The sequence below is a fragment of the Desertivirga brevis genome, from assembly GCF_017355835.1.
The window spans coordinates 178,106-200,334 of sequence record NZ_JAFEWF010000010.1 but is presented as its reverse complement, the minus strand read 5'-3'; the positions used below and the strand labels follow the sequence as shown (position 1 = coordinate 200,334).

Sequence of the window (22,229 nt, the reverse complement as noted above, 5' to 3'; positions counted from 1 at the left end):
AAGGCCTAAAATCAAAAGAAACCCTGACACTATTCACACCTCCAACTCGTCTATTCGACAATCAAAATGCATTATAAACCTTTTAATTTTTTCAAAGTCATACAACCGGGATAAATCCCATAACACACACAAATAGATATGAAAGTTTTTAGAAAACTGGCTCTGGGCTTACTATTTATAGTAGCTGCAAGCCTTAATGGAGCCACTACCGCGATGGCCCAGTCAAGGATGTATGGTTCTACTTACAACTCCTTCTACGACGATCTGGCACCTCATGGTAGATGGGTAATGAACCGGGAGTATGGAGAGGTGTGGATCCCTAATGTGGAACGTGGATTTCAACCCTACGCAACCAGAGGGCACTGGGTAATGACAGAATATGGCAATACCTGGGTGTCAGATTACGATTGGGGCTGGGCTCCTTTTCACTATGGAAGATGGACCTTCGACGATTATTACGGCTGGATCTGGATTCCTGGAAAGGAATGGGGACCGGCATGGGTAAGTTGGAGATCCGATAACGATTATTACGGATGGGCTCCTTTGGGTCCTGGTGTTAACATTAATGTCAATATCAATATACCCCTGGCCAGATGGATCTTCGTCCCCAGACGGCATTTCATGACCAGAAACGTTTACGACTATTGCGTTCCAAGGCAAAGAGTGGTCAATGTTTATCACAACACGACAGTAATTAATAACATTTACGTTAACGGAAACCGGAGATATGTCTCAGGTCCTTATCGCGATGATATTGAACGCAGTACCCGCCAGAGGGTAAATGTGTTTAGGGTAGATAATAATGACAGGCCTTCAAGAACCATTGAGAGGGATGGATCACTAAGGGTTTATCGCCCGGAAAGTATTGACCGGCCTAATAGATCTTCTCGCGGGGATAGCAGAATTGAGGACTATCGCAATGGACGAGATCGCGATGATAACAGGAATTACGGGAATACCAGAGATCAGAGGTCTGATTACAACGGAAGGGTAGATGACCGAAATAATTATCCTGGCCGGGATAGAAATCCGAATGTAAGTAACTCAAGGCCGGGTAACGATGGAAGGACTTATGACAGAGGTAATAACCCTGGCAGAGATTATTCTCAGGACAGGGACAGAAGTCAGCAGGAACGTTATTCCCGTCAGCAAAATGAAAGGATGAGGGGTAATAGTTCTGAAAGGCCAAGTCCTTCAGGTTCCGCTGGAAGAGAACAGCAGGGAGGAAATGCAGAAAGCCCTTCTGGCAGACCTGAACGGAATCAAAATCCTTCGAGGAATAATAGCGAGCAAAGAGGCAGTTCTTCAGGCAGCCAGGGCAATAGCCATGGAGGAACTGAGAATTCTTCAGGACGCAGTAGACCCATAAGAGGATAAATTTTTAGTTGAAAGGCCTTCAGCCTTTCAACTAATTTTCCTCCCGGTGGCCTTCCTGCCACTGCTTACTAAAAGACTTCGGTGCTATCTCTGGTAAGTCCCTATGATTTCCCCAGGCTTTCTTAAAGAAGTTCCTCAGGAAAAAGTTCTTGAATTTCCCACCCACGAAGTCCATAAACTTCCTTTTCAGCATACCCTTTTTCCAGGCAGACCAGCTAGTTTTCTCCATTTTCGTCACAACGCCTTCCTTAACAGCATCTCTCCGGTTAAGTAATAGCATCTTGTGGATATCGATCTTTACAGGACAAACCTCAGAACATTTACCACAGAGACTGGAAGCATAGCTTAAATGCTTAAAGTCTTCCATGCCTTTCATATGCGGCGTTATTACCGATCCAATTGGTCCGCTATAAGTAGTCTGATAGGTATGACCACCAACGTTTTTATAGATCGGACAGGCATTTAAACAGGCTCCACAACGAATGCAGTAAAGCCCTTGACGTTGATCCTTCTGTGCAAGAAGATTTGTTCTGCCATTATCTAGCAGGATAACGTACATCTCTTCCGGACCATCCGTTTCCCATTCCTGTTTCGGTCCACTGAAAAGACTATTATATACCGTTAAATTCTGTCCGGTACCATGGGTTGCCAGCAGGGGCCAGAACAGGTCAAGGTCAGTAATCGACGGAATTACCTTTTCAATCCCGGCAATAACAATATGGATCTTAGGGAACGTGGTAGTTAGGCGGCCATTGCCTTCGTTTTCAGTAAGGGCAATACTTCCGGTATCAGCAATCAGAAAGTTAGCTCCTGTAATACCGACATCAGCTGTTGTATATTTCTCTCTTAGTAGTTCCCGGGCTTTTTGAGTTAATTGCTCAGGAGTTGCGTCAGGTGCTGTTCCAAATTTCTCATGAAATAACTTGGCAATATCCTCCTTGCTCAGGTGCATTGCTGGGGTTACAATATGATAAGGCTTCTGTCCAAGTAGTTGAACAATGTATTCGCCTAAATCGCTTTCCAGCGTTTCAATATTATTTTCTTCCAGAAATTCATTCAAATGAATCTCCTCGGTCGACATTGATTTAGATTTGATGACAGACTTCGCCCTGGCCTTTTTCAGAATGCTTAAAATTTCCCTCTGAGCCTCTTCGGCATCATTTGCCCAGATCACCTTTCCACCTCTTTTCTGGAAATTGGCTTCGAACTCTGGTAAAAACTTATCCAGGTTCTCCATCACTTTCCATTTTATCGTATGTGCCTTACGTTTAGACTGCTCAAGATTAGCCAATTTTGACAAGCCACGCTCAACAGAAGTATGGTAGCGACCCATATTGAAGTTGATGATCTTGCGATGATTTAAGTCAAATGCTTTATCTTCAGATGTTTCTAAAAAATCCTCGGCAAATTTTGTCATATAGCGAAGTTATTAATTTTTAAAGGGACTTATCCCCAATATTTCTTCCTTAATTTTTTACTGCATCCTGTTACATCTTAATTGATTGACTCGTCTTATATAAACACACACTTAGTATAATTTTCACAATTAAATCAAATCAAACATGAAAGGGGCTCTTGTAGGAACGTTATTAGCCGTTGCAGTAGTATTACAATCTTGTTCAACACAAGTTTATAACAATAAAGGCTATTTAAAACAAACAGACATTAGTGGGAAAAAAGTAGCTATCCTGCCTGTTGAGGTAGAGCTAACAGGAAGGCTGCCAAAGAACATGACGGAGTCGGGCAAAAGGAGGCTGGAGAACGATGAATCGAGATTGATTCAGCAACAGCTTTTTGGCCAGTATCTGTATAAATCAAAGAAAGGCAAAAAAAGGAAAGCTGTAGATCTTATAAACGTGGATAGGATCAATAGTACTTTAAACCAAAAAGGAATAGATGCAAGGCAAGCCTGGGCTATGGACCCGGATAGTCTGGGAAGATTATTAGGCGCCGATTTGGTATTAAAAGTCAGGGTTAAGAAAGACAGGATCATGTCTGAAACCGCTTCTTTAGGAATAGGTGTTGCCGGCGCTGTTCTCGACAATATTTTCAGCAAGGGCGATAATTCGAATGGTTCTCCAACTAATGCTCCCAAAACATATAACATGTTCCTGGATGCTACGCTGACAGACGCGAACACTCACGCCGTAGTAACGAAATTCAGCCATAGAGGTGATGCCAACTGGAACCGCCGTCCGGAAGAAGTAATTGAATCTTCTGGAAGGAAGATTGTAAGGAAGGGTGTTGTTTATGCGCAGAATTAAGTTTCGAACTTGGTAGTCCTTGAGGGTGGGAAAGGAAGCACTTTTCTCACCTTTTCATAGGAAGCAATAGTCACTCCTTGCAGGAAGAATGGATCGAAGGGAGCGCAAGGCCCTTTCTCTCCCTCTGGGAGAGAATACCCAAGTCCAAAGGTCTACAAGCTAAACTATTTTCTTTTTTCAATTAGAGTCCCCTCTTTTGGGAAAAAAAAGCTTCCTCTTACAAATGCAACCACCTTCTCCTTACCAACATCTGGTCTTCCGTTACATCCTCAGTTTCCACTATTCTGAATCGTGACGACGTGTTAGCACTAAGTTGGATATCTAAAGTTTGTATCAAGCCGTCTCTTGAAATAAGTACCTGGATTTTGTCTCCCACTTTTTTAGTTAATACAGCCCTGTCAAGGTCAGTGATTCTTGTGTTTGGATCCGGAGCAAGGGTAATACGGTTATTGTCAATGGCAATGATCTCATCATTAACATTTAAGCCAGAGTTCCACGCAGAACTCCCTCTGGCCACTGTGGTAACTGTTACCTTTCCGTCTCTAACAACAGTTGCTGCTCCCAGGAAAGGTTGAACGCGACCCTTATTGTCATCAACTAAGGCTAATCCAGCATGACCCAGGTAGTTGTTGAAACTGATAGGCTGAGTGCCATTAACGTAATCCTTATATATTTTGTCTAATGATTTACCAGCAATTTTTTCTGCCATTGCTTTGAATTCTGCATCAGTAAAGCCACGTTTCTGCTTCTTGTAGTACTCATCGTACATGGCCTTCATCACATCGTCTAACCCTTTCTGGCCTTTTGTTGAGCCAAGAATTTCTAAGTCAAGTACCATTGCAAGAATAGCTCCCTTGTCATAATAGGAGATCGTCGAGTTCCTTGAGTTCTCGTTCGGGCGATAGTATTTGATCCAGGCATCAAAGCTTGCTTCGCTTACTGGTTGCACCCTGTTTCCTGGCTGATTCTCGATAGTATTTATATCAGCATTAACCACTTCAAGATATTTTTCAGGAGTGTAAAGTCCGGCCCTGCGCAACATCAAATTATCGTAGTAAGCAGTAAAACCTTCAGAGATCCAAAGGTCAGTAGTATAATTCTCCTGGTCGTAATTGAACGGGCCCAAGGCTTGAGGGCGAAGTCTTTTAACATTCCATAAATGGAAATACTCGTGTGCTACTAATCCTAAAAATCCTTTGTATCCTGCTTCATCAGCATAGCTTAATCTTCTAGCGCCTAACACCGTAGAGTTAAGGTGCTCTAGACCACCGCCTCCTCCCGAGGTATTGTGAACGATAAACACATAGCGCTTATTAGGATTCTCCCCGAATACAGCTGTCTCTGTCTCTACAATTTTTGCCATGTCTGCAGACAATCTTGCCTTGTCATAGTTCCCTCCGCCGTACATGGCAACTTCATGTTTTACACCTGCTGCCGTAAATTCAAATACATCCTGGTTTCCTACCTCTATTGGAGAATCATACAAAACGTCGAAGTCAGGGGCAAAGAAAGTGCTCTCCTGGCCTTTAACAGCCTCAAGTCCTGTAGAGACTTTCGACCAGTTTTTGCCTGTGCGGATCTTTACTGTTGATGGCTCCTTTATTCTTCCATCCACATACATAAATACGCCAGTGGGTGATAAAAATGCATGAGACGCGTCGACGAAACTAGTTCTTACAGATAGCTCGAATGCGTAAACCCGGTACTTTACTTTTATTTCGCCCTTGTTATTATTAGCAACTCTCCAGGTATTCTTATTGGTTTTCCTAAAGCTTAAGGCATTTCCTTTGCTGTCTGAAGCCGTAAAGCTTTCTACATTTTTTGCAAACTCCCTCACGAGGTATGATCCGGGAGCCCAGACAGGCATCTTAACATCCACAAAATCGTTGTTCAATCCCGATATAGACATTTCAACATCTATATAATGAGCCTGAGGCTCAGAAAATGAGACATCGAAGTGGATTTTAGTGGCTGCTATTGATTCATCTGCGGTTAAAGACATAAGGATTAATGTTATAAGAGAAAAATATATTGATCTCATGTGTGATGTTTTTGCAAAAATACTTTTAAAAGGAAATAAACATAATGTAATTCTCGCTGTAAAATAGTTGATACACTCAACTAATTTTATATTCGCTGCGGTAGTTTTGAGTTATAAGATGGTGAATAAAGACGGACTGCCATTAAATAGATTACTAATTTCATTAACCAAAAAATATTTAAGCGTCTTTTCACAGCAGACACAAGGCTTGGATATCGATCGGTACCAGTACGTACTGGTGCTGATCCAGGATAATAATGAAATGCTCTCCCAGCAGGCTTTGGCCGAAAAGTTGGAGGTAGACAAGTCCTACGTTGTCGGCATCATCAATTACCTGGAAGGTAAGGGGTATGTGAGGCGGGAGAAGAATGAAAACGATCGCCGTCAGCAAATGATAAAGCTTACGGATAAGGCAAATGAAGATATTCCTAAGATCCGCGCTGTTACAGAGAGGCTAAATAGCAAGTCGCTCGAGAATTTTAGCGAAGACCAGATAAAAACATTAACAAGTATGCTCAATCAAATTGAATCAAATCTGGTTGATATAAAGCCCTTTAATATCATTATTAATTATAAAAAAAGCGCACCTAAATAGAATATGAGACTCAGATACATTATTTATACCATCCTGATCGTTGGCTTTTGTTCCCTTGTAGGTTACAGGCTTGTTAAAGGGTCTGGAGGAAAAGAAAAAGGTGGCCCTAAAGGTGCGGCGGGGCCGGGTGGACCAGCAAAACCGGTAAGGGTGAATGGTGTAGTGATAGTACCGCAGAGTTTTGATAATTCCCTCTCTGTAACCGGAACGATCGAACCCAATGAACAGGTACAGATCAGAAGTGAGATTCCGGGACTGGTTCGCGGGATCTACTTTAAGGAAGGTAGCAATGTTCGACGCGGACAAACGCTATTAACCATTAATGATGCTGAACTACGGGCTCAGCTATCTCAGGCACTAACCAGGCAAAATCTTGCCCAACAGAACGAGCGACGTGCCCGTTTACTTTTGGAGAAAGAAGCGATCAGTCGCGAGGAATACGATGCTTCCCTGGCTGAATTCAGGTCTCAAAGTTCTCAAACTCAATTAATTCGTGCTCAGCTGGCGAAAACAGTGCTCAAAGCACCTTTTAACGGTAAAATAGGGTTGAGGGCAATTTCTGTTGGAGAGTACCTTACACCAACTACTGTGGTTGCCAATCTTGTAAATACAAATCCTATTAAGGTAACATTCTCAGTACCTGAAAAATATTCCAGGTCCGTAAAATTGAATACAGAAGTAACCTTTACAGTAGCTGGTTCAACGCAGAAATACCGCGCAAAAGTTTATGCGATCGAACCATCAGTGGAGACTACAACCCGCACATTGCAACTAAGAGCAAGAGCTGAAAACCCGGATGGAGTTTTAGTTCCCGGGCTATTCGCAACGGTCGACCTACCCCTAACAACTATCCAGAATGCTATTCTTGTTCCTACCGAAGCTATAGTTCCCGTTCAGGAAGGAAAGAAGGTTTTTGTTACTGACAGCGGAAAGGCAAAAGAGGTGATGGTTCAAACATCCACCCGTACTGAGAAGGATATTTTAATTATATCAGGACTTAAAGCTGGAGATACGGTGCTAACCAGCGGACTGATGTCCTTAAAGCAAGATGCACCGGTAAAAGTAAATACAGGAAGAAAGAAATAGAAGGGTAAGATGAGTTTATCGACAACAAGTATAAAGCGGCCTGTATTAACTATTGTAGTTAATCTGGTTTTGATCCTGTTCGGTTTGATAGGATATTCCTTTCTCGGGATCAGAGAGTACCCATCCATAGACCCTGCGATCGTATCCGTACGTACTAATTACGCAGGTGCTAATGCCGATATTATCGAATCCCAGATCACTGAACCACTGGAGAAATCAATCAACTCTATTGATGGTATCAGGAATATCTCCTCTACAAGTAACCAGGGGTCAAGTAATATCAATATTGAGTTTAACTTGGATAAGAACCTTGAAGAGGCAGCAAACGATGTTCGGGATAAGGTTTCACAGGCAATAAGAAGTTTACCACAGGATATTGATGCTCCTCCGGTAGTAAGTAAAGCCGATGCGGATTCTGAGCCTATCGTTACTATGACTATCAGAAGCAGTTCCCGGGATCAGCTACAGTTGAGTGATTATGCGGAGAATGTTGTCTCCCAGAGGTTGCAAACCATCCCCGGTGTTAGTAGTGTTCAAATCTGGGGGCAAAAAAGATTTGCGATGCGCCTTTGGCTTGATCCTGTTAAGCTCGCTTCTTACGGGTTAACTGTCTCCGACGTCCGCGATGCCCTAAACCGGGAAAACGTAGAATTGCCTTCGGGAAAGGTTAGTGGTGCAAATACTGAGTTGATCGTTAAGACTCTGGGCAATCTCTCATCCGCCGAACAGTTTAATAATTTGATCGTAAAGTCTGATTCAGGACAGATCATTCGCTTTAGCGATGTTGGAAATGCAGAACTGGGTCCCGAGAACCTGGAAGCTAAAATGACTGAATCGGGACAGCCGATGGTAGGTTTAGCCATAGTTCCTCAGCCAGGAACGAACTACCTTGCAATTGCTAAAGATTTCTACAGGGAATTTGATAAACTTAAAAAAGACCTTCCCAAAGACATCACTTTAAATATTGCAATGGATAACACTTTGTTCATCAAGCAGTCTGTGACTGAGGTGGCCGAAACTATCCTGATAGCACTTGTGCTGGTTATCTTTATTATTTATCTCTTCTTCAGGGATTGGGGAATCGCATTCCGCCCTTTAATTGATATTCCGGTATCATTAATCGCCACGTTCTTTATCATGTACCTCGCCGGGTTCTCTATTAACGTACTTACCTTATTGGCCATAGTTTTGGCTACGGGACTGGTAGTGGACGACGGTATCGTGGTAACAGAAAATATTTATAAAAAAGTGGAAGAAGGGATGTCGCCCATTGAAGCTGCCGTAAAAGGTTCAAATGAAATTTTCTGGGCGGTTATCTCTATATCTGTTACTCTTGCTGCTGTATTTCTACCGGTGATCTTCCTGGAGGGTTTCGTTGGTCGATTGTTCAGGGAGTTCGGGGTGGTAATCGGGGCCGCCGTACTAATTTCGGCCTTTGTATCACTAACGCTTACCCCAATGCTAAATGCCTACCTGATTAAAAGCGGAGGTCACAAGCACTCAAGGTTTTATGAAATTACAGAACCCTATTTCGTAAGGATGAACAAAGGCTATGCTGATGCTTTAAGCGGGTTCATGGCGAAGAAATGGTTAAGTATACCGATCCTTGTTGTGTGCTTTGGTCTGATATTTCTTTTTTATAAGATATTACAGAAAGAAACTGCTCCTTATGATGACAGAAGTATGTTGAGGGTGCAGGTTACAGCTCCTGAAGGCTCATCATTTGAGTATACAGACAGGTTTATGGAAGAGCTGACTCGTTTAATCAACGATTCTGTACCCGAAAAAGCGGTAAACCTGGTAATTACCTCTCCTAACTTCGGAGGTGCCGGAAGTGTCAATAATGGTATGGCAAGACTTGCCTTGAAACCATCAGGCGACAGGGAACGGTCTCAAAGGGAAATTGCAGAGTATCTTACTAAGGCTACCAAAAAATATTCTCAGGCACAGGTCAGGGTGAACGAACAGCCGACTATTTCCGTCAACCGCCGTGGTGGTTTGCCTATTCAATTTATCATCCAGGCTCCTAATTTTCAGAAGCTGGAAGAAAAGATCCCTCAGTTTATGGATGAGGTGAGTAAGGATCCTGTTTTTTCTACTTCCGACGTAAACCTTAAATTTAACAAGCCTGAAATAAACGTTACAATAGATCGGGAGAAAGCTCAAAGCCTCGGGGTATCTGTAATTGATATCGCACAAACTCTGCAACTTTCTTTGAGTGGTCAGAGGTTTGGGTATTATATTATGAATGGCAGGCAGTACCAGGTGATTGGTCAATTCAACCGTGCCGACCGCGATGAACCTGTAGATCTTGCCTCGCTGTTTGTGCGAAGCAGCAGCGGCCAGTTGATTCAGCTGGATAACCTGGTTCATATTCAGGAAAGGAGCAGTCCACCACAACTATATCATAACAACAGATACCTTTCTGCTACCGTTTCTGCAGGGCTTGCTCCGGGGCAAAGTATAGGCGACGGCATTGAGGCTATGGAAAGAATAGCGGATAAGGTTTTAGATGAAACATTTTCAACAGACCTGGGTGGAGAATCGCGCGACTTTGTCGAAAGTGGATCGAACACATTGTTCGCTTTCGGCCTGGCCCTTCTTCTTATATACCTGATTCTGGCAGCTCAGTTTGAGAGTTTTATAGATCCACTTATTATAATCCTTACTGTACCAATGGCTGTCGCCGGAGCTATGCTCTCGCTATGGTTGTTCGGGCAAACCTGGAATATTTTCAGTCAGATCGGTACGATCATGCTTATCGGACTGGTTACGAAAAATGGAATTCTGATCGTAGAGTTTGCAAACCAGCTGCGGGAGCAGGGCAGATCTAAGATGGAGGCAGTTATGGAAGCATCAGAAGCCCGTTTGCGTCCAATATTAATGACGAGTTTGGCTATTGCTTTAGGAGCATTGCCAATTGCATTGGCTCTTGGAGCAGCAGCTCAAAGCCGTGTCGGTATGGGAGTGGTGATTGTAGGGGGAACTGTTTTCTCGCTAATATTAACCTTGTTCGTCATTCCTGCTATTTATTTCATGTGGTCTCGAGAGAAAAAACATAGGCCTGAGTTTGATAATCTGGAAGAGTTGGAAAAAGGAGAACTGGCAACAGTACATTAACGAAGTAATGAGATTTAAAGGTTTTTTATCCATATTAGTATGCTTGTCCATCTCCGTCGCAGTTTGCGGGCAGGAGATGTTGACGGTCGAGGATGCTGTTAGAATAGCTCTTGAAAATAATTTCAATATAAAGATAGCGCGTAACGACGTCGAGATTGCAGAGAACAATGTGAATCGCGCCAACGCGGGTATGCTACCGACCGTTACAGGTAATTTTTCAAACAACAACACGATTCAAACGGGTTCACAAACTAGGGCAACAGGTGAAGTTAATACAACCAGAAATGGTCAGGGTTCCAACTTAAACTATGGAGCTGTTCTTAACTGGACTATTTTTGATGGATTCCGTATGTTCGCTCGGTACGAACAACTGAAAGAACTTGAAAAGCTTGGCGAAGCAAACCTGCGGCTTACAGTTTTGAATAATGTTGGAGAGGTGATCCGAAGATATTATGAACTGGTGCAGCAAAAACAACAACTCAAAGCTTTTGATACTGCGGTTGCCATATCCCGATTAAGAGTGAATACTGCTCAAAGCCGGTTTGAAATTGGAAAGTCCGCCAGGCTGGAGGTACTTAATGCACAGGTTGACTTTAATACGGATACTACAAACCTCTTGAGGCAGCAGGAATTATTTCGAAATACTCAGATTATTCTGAATGAGCTGATGGGTAGGCCTGTTGATGTTGTTTTCTCAGTAGTTGACGAAGTTCCGGTTAATCAAAGTCTTAATTACGCGGATTTGAGGAGTATTGCCTCTCAGCAGAGTCCTGCTATGCAGGCAGCATTGGTAAGCAGGAGGATCGCAGAACTTGATCTGAAGCAGGTGAAGGCTGACAGATATCCTGTCATTGGCTTAAATACAGGGTATAATAATGCCAGGAACAGGGCTGCACTAGGTTTTTCTACTCTAAGCACCAACAGAGGCTTCAATTACGGAGTAACTGCTTCTTTAAATATTTTCAACGGTTTTCTTCAACGCCGCAATGAACGAAACGCCGAGATAGCTATTGCAAGCGCCCAGTTGGATTACGAACGGATCTCACAGAACATCAATTCTCAATTAGCATCAGCATTTCAATCTTATCAAACTAATTTGAGTCTTCTTAAGTTGGAAGAGAGTAATCAGAAGATTGCAAGGCAGAACCTTGACATAACACTGGCTAAGTATCGCCTCGGCAGCATTACGCAAGTAGAAATAAGGGATGCCCAACTTAACTACTTGAATTCCACTGTAAGGATGAATTCTGCCATTGCTCAGGCGAAACAATCGGAGATCAGTTTGCTGGAAATTTCAGGTAATCTGAATTTAAAAAATTAGAAACAGTTTTGTATGTTTGATGAAAAATTATAAAACCCTGAAACAATTCAACCGTATAAGCCAAAAGGCAGCTATAGAGGGGCTAATATGATGGATTCTAAATACAAGACCGTTTTACTGATTGATGATAGTTATATTGATAACTTGATCAATCGTAAGATATTGGAGAGTAGTCAGTTCGCTGATGAAATTGTAGTTATGGATTCTCCAGTGAAAGCCATTGAATACCTGGATAAGTGCTATGATGAGCATATGATGCCCGAGATCATTTTCCTGGATATTCGCATGCCTGAGATGAACGGATTTGAATTTCTTCAGAAGATCAAACAAATTGGAGGAGTTAATAGTGCAGATATAAAGATCTATGTATTATCTTCCTCTCTTGATCCCAATGACCTCAAGAAGATCGAAACAAATAATTTAATCACTAAATTTATAGGAAAGCCCCTTACCGTGCGGGCGCTCGAGGATATAAAGTAATGATTTTAGTAGCCGATAGCGGTTCATCAAAAACAGACTGGATATTAAAATTAAGCGATACTGAGTTAAGAGAATTCACTACCCGGGGTATCAATCCTTACTTCCAAACCGATAAGGATATTTGCAAGGTTTTATCAGCTTACAATGAAATTCAGGAATATAATTCCAGAATAAAGGAAGTATATTTCTTTGGTGAGGGTTGTACTACTCCCGATAAGAGAGAAATTGTTTCTAACGGATTATCTAAGGTATTTTCCCGAGCCTATATAAGTGTTGAAAATGATGCTTTAGGCTCTGCCTATGCTACTTGTGGAAAGAAAAAAGGCTTTACCTGTATTCTTGGAACAGCTTCAAATGTTGCTTTTTACGATGGGGAACAAGTTCATGAAGGAGTGAATGGCCTTGGCTTCGTACTCGGGGACGAGGGTTCTGGAACTTATTTCGGCAAAAAGCTTATTACAGATTACCTCTATGATAAAATGCCACCTCATGTTCGCCGGGCTTTTAAAAAAGACTACGATATCAATAAAGATATCGTGATCCGTAACGTTTATCAGGAGCCACTTCCAAACTTTTATCTGGCCTCATTCGCTAAATTTCTAAGTTCTAACAGGGGAGAAGAGTACGTTGAAGATATGTTACAGGTTGGACTTGAGTGTTTCGTAAGGACGCATCTTTTACCCTATCCTACACATCAGTCTTATCCCTGCCACTTCGTCGGTTCTATAGCATATCACTTTCAGGATGTTTTACACAAGGTATGTCAAAAGTATAATATTAAGATCGGGAAAATCCTTTCTAATCCCATCCATGACCTTGCTGACTTTCTAACTCAATCCTGACATACTTCTATACAAAAGACAAAACTATTTACGTTTATAATTATTATTATTTTGCTCCTTGCAGAGCGGTATTAAGGCCGGAGTTATAAGGCAAATTTTAAGCAAATTTTGGATTTATAATTCTGTACGTATATCTTCGTCCTTATAGAGGCAAGACTATATCAGCTAAATCCTGGTGTAGTCTTGTTTGTTTTTTATAGATGTTCAATCACAAAATTAGTGCAATATGGCAGAGATAACTTATTATACCAAAGAGGGATTAGAAAAGTTAAAAGAAGAGCTACATTATTTAAAAACTGAAGGAAGATCAAATATTGCAAAGGCTATTGCTGAGGCCCGTGATAAAGGTGATTTATCTGAGAATGCGGAGTATGATGCAGCAAAAGAAGCTCAGGGTCATCATGAAACTAAGATAGCTAAGCTTGAAGAAACCTTGGCAAACGCCCGGATCATCGACGAGTCGAAACTGGATACTTCAAAAGTGCTTGCTTTGTCAATAGTGAAGATCAAAAATGTGAAGAACGGGGCTACTATGACCTATCAGTTGGTATCTGAATCTGAAGCAGATTTGAAATCAGGTAAGATCTCAGTAAAATCTCCGATAGCGAAAGGCTTACTTGGTAAATCTGTGGGCGATAAGGCTGAAATAGCTGTTCCTGCGGGCAACATAGAATTTGAGATCCTTGAGATTTCCAGATAAGTATTAAAACTACCTTCAAACATCAATACATAGTTAAATGGCTTCTATTTTTTCAAGAATTGTTGCCGGTGAAATTCCAGCATATAAAGTTGCAGAGGACGAGAATTACCTCGCTTTTTTAGATGTGTTTCCACTAATTAAGGGACATGTGCTTGTGATTCCAAAGCAGGAGATCGACTATATTTTTGATTTGGAGGATGATGTTTACTCGGCACTGCAATTATTTGCAAAGAAAGTTGCCAAAGGGCTGAAAGAAGCAATTCCTTGTAAACGTATTGGTGTTACTGTTATAGGGCTGGAAGTGCCTCATGTTCATATTCATTTGGTTCCTATGAATGGAATGGATGATATGAATTTTGCGAAGCCAAAGCTTAAGCTGGAGGCTGAAGAAATGAAAGAAATAGCTGAAAAAATAGCTGCTAAGATAGATCTCTAAGATTTATTTGAAATACTTAAAGGACTTATAAAGCTTGCTTTATAGGTCCTTTGCTATTTAAATTTATGAGGCAGCTTTACTTTTAAATATCGCCAAGGGGTTCGTAACGCGTTTCTGATTGTCTTTTACAAATGATTCCCAACCAGAATAGCTTTTAGAGCCAGAGCCACCAGTGCTTGTGCGTTGGAAGCAATGACAGAGAGCAACAGCCAACCCGTCTGTAGCATCAAGAAACTGAGGTGTTTCCTTGAAATTTAGTAATGTTTGTAACATCGCGGCCACCTGTTCCTTTGTGGCGTTTCCATTGCCGGTAATAGACTGCTTAATTTTTCTTGGTGAATATTCAAAAATGGGAAGTCCCCTTGATAATGCTGCAGCCATAGCTACCCCCTGGGCTCTGCCAAGCTTAAGCATAACTTGTATATTTTTACCATAAAAAGGAGCTTCAATAGCTAAACAATCAGGATGGTATTCATCGATTAGTGCTACCGTTTTTTCAAAGATCCTTTTTAGCTTCAATGGATGGTCATCGAGATGATCGAGTTTTACAATGCCAAGACTCACCAGCTCAGATTTTTTATTCACCTCTTTAACTAACCCATAACCCATCACGGCTGTTCCGGGGTCTATTCCCAGTATTATCCTTTCGTTCGACTTCTCTTTCTCCATGTTCAAACAATAATACGATTTTAATGCTTAATCCCATCTGGGATTTAATTAGATACTTACACGAAAATTGAAAAAACATTCACATTTTTGTGCCTCAATTAAAGTTTGATGGTTTATAGAAATACGTGCTTTGACATCTAGTCTGAAAAAAGTTTATAATAACCTCCTTAAACTTGCAATTCTTTGTCTTGCAGCTGTATTTATATATAATAAACTTTCAGATAATACCAATCTCAGGAATTTCAAAGGACTTATTTCCGAGCTATCTCCAACAGTCATTTCGCTAACTCTGCTTTTTGTATTTTTTCTGATGCTGGTTAACTGGCTTTTGGAAGCTCTTAAATGGCAATATCTGGTAAGAAGAATTGAACGCATAGGTCTATGGAGAGCTATTGAATCGGTATTTTGCGGACTTACGATTGCCGTTTTTACTCCAAACAGGATAGGTGAATATGGAGGGCGTGTATTTTTTCTATCACCCCGGAAAAGGCTGCATGGAGTAGTTGCAATGGGAATAGGCTCATTAGGACAAATGGTGCTAACCAATGTAATTGGTGCTGTAGCTATTGGTTGGTTCCTTTTCAGCTTTATTCCAGGGAATACACTTTTCTTCGGCTTCATTACACTAGCTATATTGCTATTTTCCGCCTTTTTCCTGATATTTTATTTTAATATAAATTGGTTGATCGACTATTTACTTCGACTTAAATTCCTGCAACGCTTTTCTAAGTTTTTCAGAGTGTTTTCGAGATACGAGAAGGTGGAGCTAATGAAGGTATTTGGCTATTGTTTGTTACGGTTTGGGGTCTTTACATCCCAGTATTGTCTTGTAATAAAAATGCTCATTCCATCTTTGCCAATATTATCAGTTGCGATGATGGTATTTATCTTATTCTTTATTCAATCGGCCTTGCCCTCCCTTGATCTTCTGGATGTTGGAGTCCGTACTTTTACCGCAAGTTATTTTTTTAGTTATATCACACATCAGGATGTGGCAATCATTGCTACCACTGCTTTCATCTGGCTGGTTAATCTCATTATTCCCGCTATATTAGGAGCTCCTTTTGTATTTAAATTGAATTTTTTTGGCACTAATCGTAATTAGCTCCATCGCTTTGTTGCTCACTGCCGGGTATGCAGGAGCTGTCTTCTATTTTCGTAATGGCTGGGGGAAGCTCCCGCTGTACGTTCCCGCTGCTGAAGCTCCGGTTACCAGTGTAAGTATTCTTATTGCAGCCAGAAATGAGGAGGAATATATAGCTTTCACTATAGAAGATATTTTGAAGCAAAACTATCCTCAGGGATTGGTGGAATTGATCGTTGTGGATGATCACTCTACTGACCGCACAGCAAATATTGTTGAATGGTACGGGAAAGATGGTGTGAAGTTGATAAAGCTGCGTGAGGATCAAACTCTGAACTCTTATAAGAAAAAAGCAATTACCGTTGCAATCAATGAAGCTAAAGGCGAACTGATAATAACTACTGATGCGGATTGCAGGATGGGACCAGAATGGTTGCGCTCAATCGTCTCTTTTTATGAGAAAAATAACTTTAGGATGGTTTCTTCCCCAGTGTCCTACTTCAAAGAGAAAAGCCTTTTTGAGCGTCTTCAAACCCTCGAATTTCTGTACCTGATCGGATTAGGGGCATCTTCCATTGGGAACGGAAAGCCCTCTACCTGTAATGGTGCTAACTTGGCTTACCGTAGAGATGTGTTTTTTGAGCTAGGAGGTTTCAAAGGTATTGATAACCTCGCTTCTGGAGATGATGAATTATTCCTGCATAAAGTAGCTGCTAAGTATCCGGAAGGTGTAGGTTTTTGTAAGTCAAGGCATGCCATAGTTTATACTACGGCAAAGCCAAACCTCAAGGAGTTTATCCGGCAAAGGAAAAGGTGGGCCTCAAAAAGCACTAAATACAAAGAGAAAAGTATTGTCTTTCTTGGCGTCGCTATCTGGGTATTTAATGTATCTGTTTTTTTACACTTTTTATTAGGCTTCCTGAATCCGACTTACTGGTTAGTACTCAGCCTAATAATACTGCTTAAATTGTTGGCGGAATTTGTTTTTTTACAAGGCATAACAGAATTTGCAAGAAGGAAAGAATTATTAAAACTTCTTCCGTTGCTAACGATTATACATGTATTATATATAATTTACATCGGGGTGGCTGGTAATTCCGGAAAATATGTTTGGAAAGACAGATTGGTTCGTTAGAATAAAATCAACATTTAAATATATTTTGACGTTATATTGTAAATTTTGTTATTTGGTATATTAAATATACGGTAATCAAACAACCATTTTGGGACCTGTAAGAAGTTCGGATAAAGACATAGAGGAAAATGATTTGATTCAGCTTTTGCTAAAAAGGCAGGCTGAACTGAATGCATTACTGGAGGTAACTCTGGCTATCAATAAAAACAGCGCAGCTTCTGTTTTATTTGAGATGCTTGAGGTGATCCTTCGCGTGAATTTGAACGTGGGTAAAATGCGCTTGCTGATCCGTGAAAGCGACCAATTTGCTTGTGTCTCCAGGTATGGCGGGGAAATAGAAACATCAAAAGCCCTGCTAGCCATCTGTCCCATCCTCGAGCCAATTAAATCCATCACATCTCTAAATACTCATAAAGACGGAACTCTTAATAAATACGATTTCTTTGTCCCAGTTAGACATAAAAGTACCACCCTTGCATTCGTACTAATTGGCGATTTTAATACGAAACCGGAGTTATTAAGTCACGAGCTAAATTTTATTCAGACGCTGATCAATATTATTATTGTAGCCCTCGAGAATAAGAAGCTGTTCAAAGAACGGGTGCAGCGGGAACGGTTACAGCGCGATATGGAGCTTGCCAGCGAAGTTCAAAGTATGCTGGTTCCGTTGCGCTTGCCGAAAAGTAAAGCATTCGAAATATCGGCTACGTATTTACCTCACGAAAATATTGGGGGCGATTACTTCGACTTCCTTCGCATCAACGAGCATGAGTTTATTTGGTGTATAGCTGATGTTTCAGGTAAAGGTGTTTCTGCCGCTTTACTCATGGCGAACCTCCAGGCAAGCTTAAGGGCGTGGGCATCGGTAGAAAGTGATTTAGAGAAAGTTATTAAGAAGTTAAATGCGCTGGTAACTTCCAATACAAAAGGTGAACGGTTCATAACCCTTTTCATAGCCCGCTATAACGAGGTAACAAGGGAGATGGAGTTCGTCAATGCAGGACATAATTCACCTATTCTTGTTTCTGACACTGATGTTAGCTTCTTAAAGCAAGGCACAACAATGTTAGGCATCTTCGATGACCTGCCGTTTGTTAATACCGGCCGTTTAACCTTGGCTCCTAATGCATTGATCTTTAATTATACCGACGGCTTGATCGAGAGCCCCGACGAAGAGGTTTTCATCCAGGAAGAGCAATTGGTAGAACTTCTGAATAAACATAAGAACCTTCCAGTCGATGAGATCAATACGAATATTCTCAACGACATCCAGCAAACTTACGCTGCCAGAATGAATTCTGATGATATCACTTTGTTGACATTGAAGATCCATTAGTGTTAATAAAACCTTTTCGTGTTTAGTTACTATTATTTTATTTTTGAGTATTAGTTTTCAACAAGGTTACCTGGTTGATGCTATAATTTGAATTTTAAACGCAGTATGTTATCTCCTTTTTACCAGGATGAATTTGTTGAGGCCGGATGTGATGAAGCTGGAAGAGGTTGTTTAGCTGGCCCTGTCTTCGCGGCTGCTGTGATCCTTCCCCGAAATTTCAAGCACAAACTCCTTAACGATTCCAAGCAACTTAAGGAAGAAGACCGGTATTCTCTAAGGAAACTGATCGAAAAGAAGGCTATTGCTTATGCGGTTGCTTCTGTTGATCACGAGGAGATCGACCGGATCAATATCCTCAATGCCTCCTTCCTGGCCATGCATAGGGCTTTAGATCAACTGACCCACCAACCTGGTTTTATTATCGTTGACGGGAACCGCTTCAAAAAATATAATGAGGTCCCTCACTCCTGTATAGTAAAGGGAGACGGGAAATATTACTCTATCGCCGCAGCTTCTATATTGGCGAAAACCTACCGTGATGATTTTATGAAAGGAATTGCTGATCTGCACCCGGAATACGACTGGGCCAGTAATAAAGGCTATCCGACAATAAAACATCGTACAGCTGTTCTTAATCATGGCTTTTCACCTTATCATAGGCGTTCGTTTAGAGTTACAGATCCGCAGCTTGAATTATTTGAGTGTCACTAATTGCACGAATTTTATTACGGATCACTAATTGCGCGAATTTTACTAATTAACACGAATTCTTCTTTCATATGTAAGTGCCTTAATTTAGGGTATTGTACAGTTTCCTCCTTTTGTCATTCAGTGCTCCTTTCGTGTTAATTTGCTTAATTAGTGCAATTCGTGCCCACTCCATTCATTCTTATCCGCTTAATTAGTAATATCCGTATCCAATCCCTTTGTGTCCATTCTATTCGTGTTAATTCGCTCAATTAGTGTTAATCTGTGCTATTTAGTGTCTATTTATTTCGTGCTATTATTCTATTTTTGCAGCTCTCTCATTTAAAATTCATTCAATGAAAAATACAGCATTAACAGAAAAACACATTTCTTTAGGCGCCAAAATTGTTCCTTTCGCTGGGTATAATATGCCGGTTCAATACGAAGGGATCAACGCCGAGCACGCAGCAGTTAGAAATGGAGTTGGTGTATTTGATGTGAGCCACATGGGTGAATTTATTTTAAAGGGAGACAAAGCACTAGACCTTATCCAAAGGGTCACCTCAAATGATGCCTCGAAGTTAGTTGATGGTAAAGTTCAATACTCCTGCCTGCCTAACGAACACGGTGGAATTGTAGATGATCTTTTAGTATACAGGATAGATGAGAAGACCTACATGCTGGTTGTTAATGCTTCAAACATTCAGAAGGATTGGGACTGGATCTCCAGATTCAATACTGAAGGAGTGGATATGAAGGATATCTCTGATAGAACCTCCCTGTTGGCTGTTCAGGGACCAAAAGCAATACAAGCTTTGCAAAGCCTAACAGAAGTAGATCTTTCCTCAATGGAATATTATTCTTTCAAAAAAGGAACCTTTGCAGGAGTTGATAACGTCTTAATATCAGCTACCGGTTATACCGGTGCAAGTGGATTCGAGATCTATTTCGATGCAGTTCACTCAGAGCAGATATGGGATGCAATTTTTGAAGCAGGCGCAGAAGTTGGGATCAAGCCAATTGGATTAGGAGCACGGGACACCTTACGTTTAGAAATGGGATTCTGCCTATACGGTAACGATATAGATGATACAACTTCTCCTATAGAAGCAGGATTAGGATGGATCACTAAGTTTAGTAAGAAGTTCACTAATTCAGTTGCACTAAAAGAGCAGAAAGAAAAAGGTCCTGAACGTAAATTAGTTGGATTTGAAATGATAGAAAGAGGTATTCCCCGTCACGATTACGCAATAATTGATGCGGAAGGAAATACGATCGGGAAGGTAACATCAGGAACTCAATCACCCTCTTTACAGAAAGCTATCGGCTTAGGTTATGTTAAGACAGATTTTTCAGCATTAGGAACTGAAATTTTTATCAGTATTCGTAATACGGCGGTGAAGGCTAAGATTGTTAAAGTTCCTTTTTATAAAGCATAGAGATTTGAAAGTAGTACAGTTAACATCAGATAGAAAGAAAATAGAAGTAGTGCTAACTCCAGCTTTACTTCCACTATACGACATCGAGAATAGTATTGTAGTTGTTATTGATATTTTCAGGGCTACCTCGTCCATGTGTTATGGTATTGAAAATGGAGCAGAAGCTATTATTCCGGTTTCACAAGTGGAGGAGTGTATTGCTTACTCAGAGAAAGGATATTTGATAGCAGCAGAACGGAACGGAGAAGTGGTAGAGGGCTTTGATTTCGGTAACTCTCCTTTTTCTTATACTGCAGAGAAAGTAGCCGGAAAAACGGTGGTCCTAACCACTACAAATGGAACTCATGCCATTCATCTGTCAAGACAGGCTAAAAAGATTGCTATAGGCTCCTTCCTGAATTTAAGTTCTCTTTCGGACTGGCTTAGAGAGCAAAACGAAAACGTCCTTTTGGTCTGTGCCGGTTGGAAGAATAAAGTAAACCTTGAAGATACAGTTTTCGCCGGAGCTGTTGTTGATAAGCTTCGCGATGACAACAGGTATAAGATCGACGACTCAGCAATTGCCGCTGCTGATCTATGGTCGCTTGCTAAGGATAATTTAGGAGCTTACCTTGCTAAAACGTCGCACAGCGAAAGACTTAAGAAGCTAGGAATAGAAGAAGATATTGCTTTTTGTTTGAACATTGATATTACGTCAGCTATCCCTGTTCTTGATGGAGAGAAGCTAGTAAAAGCTTTTTAAGATTTAAAATATTTTGGAGCAGCTAGTGTGAAGCTGCTCTATCTCAACTTCTCATTATTCTTGTGACGGTCAGCGTCCCGGATATTTTTCTTCTCGAGATTCTTCTCCAAGGCTTCCGTAAGGTTAATACCCGTTTGATTAGCCAGGCAGATCAGAACAAATAAAACGTCCGCCATCTCATCACCCAGATCCACTTTCTTATCAGATTCTTTAAAGGATTGCTCTCCATATTTACGAGACATAATTCGGGCCACTTCCCCGACCTCTTCCATAAGGATGGCAGTGTTTGTAAGTTCGTTAAAGTAGCGGACGCCGGTAGTTTTAATCCAATTGTCTACGAGTTGTTGAGCTTGGTCGATGGTCATGAAAGGTCACTAATTGTACGAATTTATTAAAAAGCACGAATTACACGAATTTATTAAAAAACACTGATTGCACTAATTATGGGAATTTTCACAAATTAGGATGTCTAAACGGGAAAGAATTAGAATACTATCCGTTGAAATTCAAGGGAGGGTGTTCCGAAGTTAACAACTATTCCAAGTTTTAATCCTGATGCTTTAAGATAGTTCATTGTTTGTTTGACATATGGAATACCAATATATCCTGCGGCTTTTAATTCAATGATAATCTTGTCATAAACAAGAAAGTCAGCAACGAAGTAATGCTTCAATCTTTGTTCTTTATAGTAAATTGTAAAAGGATGTTCCCGGCAAAATGGTATCTTCTGTCGTGTAAATTCGACCTCTAAGCATCCTGATAAACTACTTCTTTAAATCCAAACCCTAGTGCCTTGTGAACTTCAAAACAAGCACCTATCAGCTTGTAAGATTCTTCCTTAAAAATAAGCTCAGTCATTGTGTGATAAGTAATGA

The 22,229-nt window shown here is 40.9% G+C and carries 20 protein-coding genes and 1 pseudogene; 16 read left to right on the top strand and 5 right to left on the bottom strand.

Features of this window, described 5'->3' with window-relative positions; all coding sequences use genetic code 11:
- Positions 1-138: 138 nt before the first annotated feature.
- Complete coding sequence (locus tag J4N25_RS22140) at positions 139-1,377, top strand: DUF6600 domain-containing protein (protein WP_207423994.1); 1,239 nt, start codon at positions 139-141, stop codon at positions 1,375-1,377.
- A 31-nt stretch (positions 1,378-1,408) separates the two neighbouring features.
- On the opposite strand, the gene J4N25_RS22135 is transcribed toward J4N25_RS22140, so the two are convergent.
- Positions 1,409-2,794 (bottom strand): LutB/LldF family L-lactate oxidation iron-sulfur protein, encoded by a 1,386-nt coding sequence (locus J4N25_RS22135; protein WP_207423993.1) that lies wholly within the window; start codon positions 2,792-2,794, stop codon positions 1,409-1,411.
- Positions 2,795-2,939: 145 nt separating this feature from the next.
- Between J4N25_RS22135 and J4N25_RS22130 the strand changes: the two genes are divergently transcribed.
- Entirely contained in the window at positions 2,940-3,641 is a 702-nt protein-coding gene (locus J4N25_RS22130; protein ID WP_207423992.1) for a hypothetical protein, read from the top strand.
- Between the two features lie 217 nt (positions 3,642-3,858).
- Here the strand turns inward: J4N25_RS22130 and J4N25_RS22125 are convergent, their stop codons facing one another.
- A complete protein-coding gene (locus J4N25_RS22125; RefSeq protein ID WP_242695980.1) occupies positions 3,859-5,643 on the bottom strand; it encodes a M61 family metallopeptidase in 1,785 nt (594 codons plus the stop codon).
- A gap of 106 nt (positions 5,644-5,749) precedes the next feature.
- Here J4N25_RS22125 and J4N25_RS22120 point away from each other — a divergent pair, with 106 nt between their 5' ends.
- The 8 genes from J4N25_RS22120 (at position 5,750) to J4N25_RS22085 (ending at position 14,262) form a co-directional block, all read left to right on the top strand.
- Positions 5,750-6,277, top strand: a complete 528-nt coding sequence (locus J4N25_RS22120; RefSeq protein ID WP_207423990.1) for a MarR family winged helix-turn-helix transcriptional regulator — start codon at positions 5,750-5,752, stop codon at positions 6,275-6,277.
- A 3-nt stretch (positions 6,278-6,280) separates the two neighbouring features.
- Entirely contained in the window at positions 6,281-7,363 is a 1,083-nt protein-coding gene (locus J4N25_RS22115; RefSeq protein ID WP_207423989.1) for an efflux RND transporter periplasmic adaptor subunit, read from the top strand.
- A 9-nt stretch (positions 7,364-7,372) separates the two neighbouring features.
- Positions 7,373-10,483: an efflux RND transporter permease subunit gene (locus J4N25_RS22110; protein WP_207423988.1), complete on the top strand. Its 3,111-nt coding sequence runs from the start codon at positions 7,373-7,375 to the stop codon at positions 10,481-10,483.
- A gap of 7 nt (positions 10,484-10,490) precedes the next feature.
- Complete coding sequence (locus tag J4N25_RS22105) at positions 10,491-11,804, top strand: TolC family protein (protein WP_207423987.1); 1,314 nt, start codon at positions 10,491-10,493, stop codon at positions 11,802-11,804.
- An 87-nt stretch (positions 11,805-11,891) separates the two neighbouring features.
- On the top strand, positions 11,892-12,284 hold the full coding sequence (locus J4N25_RS22100) for a response regulator (protein ID WP_207423986.1): 393 nt from the start codon (positions 11,892-11,894) through the stop codon (positions 12,282-12,284).
- The gene (locus tag J4N25_RS22095; protein WP_207423985.1) at positions 12,284-13,126 is read left to right on the top strand and encodes an N-acetylglucosamine kinase; all 843 of its coding nucleotides are present in this window, start codon (positions 12,284-12,286) and stop codon (positions 13,124-13,126) included. Before J4N25_RS22100 ends, J4N25_RS22095 begins: the two co-directional genes overlap by 1 nt.
- Positions 13,127-13,352: 226 nt before the next feature.
- Positions 13,353-13,826 (top strand): transcription elongation factor GreA, encoded by a 474-nt coding sequence (gene greA / locus J4N25_RS22090; protein ID WP_207423984.1) that lies wholly within the window; start codon positions 13,353-13,355, stop codon positions 13,824-13,826.
- Between the two features lie 37 nt (positions 13,827-13,863).
- On the top strand, positions 13,864-14,262 hold the full coding sequence (locus J4N25_RS22085) for an HIT family protein (RefSeq protein WP_207423983.1): 399 nt from the start codon (positions 13,864-13,866) through the stop codon (positions 14,260-14,262).
- A 63-nt stretch (positions 14,263-14,325) separates the two neighbouring features.
- On the opposite strand, the gene ruvC is transcribed toward J4N25_RS22085, so the two are convergent.
- Positions 14,326-14,931: a crossover junction endodeoxyribonuclease RuvC gene (gene ruvC / locus J4N25_RS22080; protein WP_207423982.1), complete on the bottom strand. Its 606-nt coding sequence runs from the start codon at positions 14,929-14,931 to the stop codon at positions 14,326-14,328.
- A 130-nt stretch (positions 14,932-15,061) separates the two neighbouring features.
- On the opposite strand from ruvC, the gene J4N25_RS22075 reads away from it, so the two are divergent.
- The 6 genes from J4N25_RS22075 to J4N25_RS22050 all read left to right on the top strand — a co-directional run bounded on the left by J4N25_RS22075 (position 15,062) and on the right by J4N25_RS22050 (position 21,354).
- Positions 15,062-16,036, top strand: a complete 975-nt coding sequence (locus tag J4N25_RS22075) for a lysylphosphatidylglycerol synthase domain-containing protein (RefSeq protein ID WP_207423981.1) — start codon at positions 15,062-15,064, stop codon at positions 16,034-16,036.
- On the top strand, positions 16,017-17,150 hold the full coding sequence (locus J4N25_RS22070; protein WP_242695979.1) for a glycosyltransferase family 2 protein: 1,134 nt from the start codon (positions 16,017-16,019) through the stop codon (positions 17,148-17,150). Before J4N25_RS22075 ends, J4N25_RS22070 begins: the two co-directional genes overlap by 20 nt.
- Before the next feature lie 88 nt (positions 17,151-17,238).
- Positions 17,239-18,486 carry a PP2C family protein-serine/threonine phosphatase gene (locus tag J4N25_RS22065; RefSeq protein ID WP_207423980.1) on the top strand — a complete coding sequence of 416 codons (1,248 nt, stop codon included), beginning with the start codon at positions 17,239-17,241 and terminating at the stop codon, positions 18,484-18,486.
- A gap of 105 nt (positions 18,487-18,591) precedes the next feature.
- Positions 18,592-19,197, top strand: a complete 606-nt coding sequence (rnhB, locus tag J4N25_RS22060; RefSeq protein ID WP_207423979.1) for a ribonuclease HII — start codon at positions 18,592-18,594, stop codon at positions 19,195-19,197.
- A gap of 332 nt (positions 19,198-19,529) precedes the next feature.
- Positions 19,530-20,612 carry a glycine cleavage system aminomethyltransferase GcvT gene (gcvT, locus tag J4N25_RS22055; RefSeq protein ID WP_207423978.1) on the top strand — a complete coding sequence of 361 codons (1,083 nt, stop codon included), beginning with the start codon at positions 19,530-19,532 and terminating at the stop codon, positions 20,610-20,612.
- A gap of 4 nt (positions 20,613-20,616) precedes the next feature.
- Positions 20,617-21,354, top strand: a complete 738-nt coding sequence (locus J4N25_RS22050) for a 2-phosphosulfolactate phosphatase (RefSeq protein WP_207423977.1) — start codon at positions 20,617-20,619, stop codon at positions 21,352-21,354.
- 38 nt (positions 21,355-21,392) lie between these two features.
- On the opposite strand, the gene J4N25_RS22045 is transcribed toward J4N25_RS22050, so the two are convergent.
- Together J4N25_RS22045 and J4N25_RS22040 are read right to left on the bottom strand one after the other, a co-directional pair.
- A complete protein-coding gene (locus J4N25_RS22045) occupies positions 21,393-21,719 on the bottom strand; it encodes a nucleotide pyrophosphohydrolase (RefSeq protein WP_207423976.1) in 327 nt (108 codons plus the stop codon).
- 119 nt (positions 21,720-21,838) lie between these two features.
- Positions 21,839-22,212: pseudogene (locus J4N25_RS22040) on the bottom strand (GxxExxY protein).
- Positions 22,213-22,229: the final 17 nt, after the last annotated feature.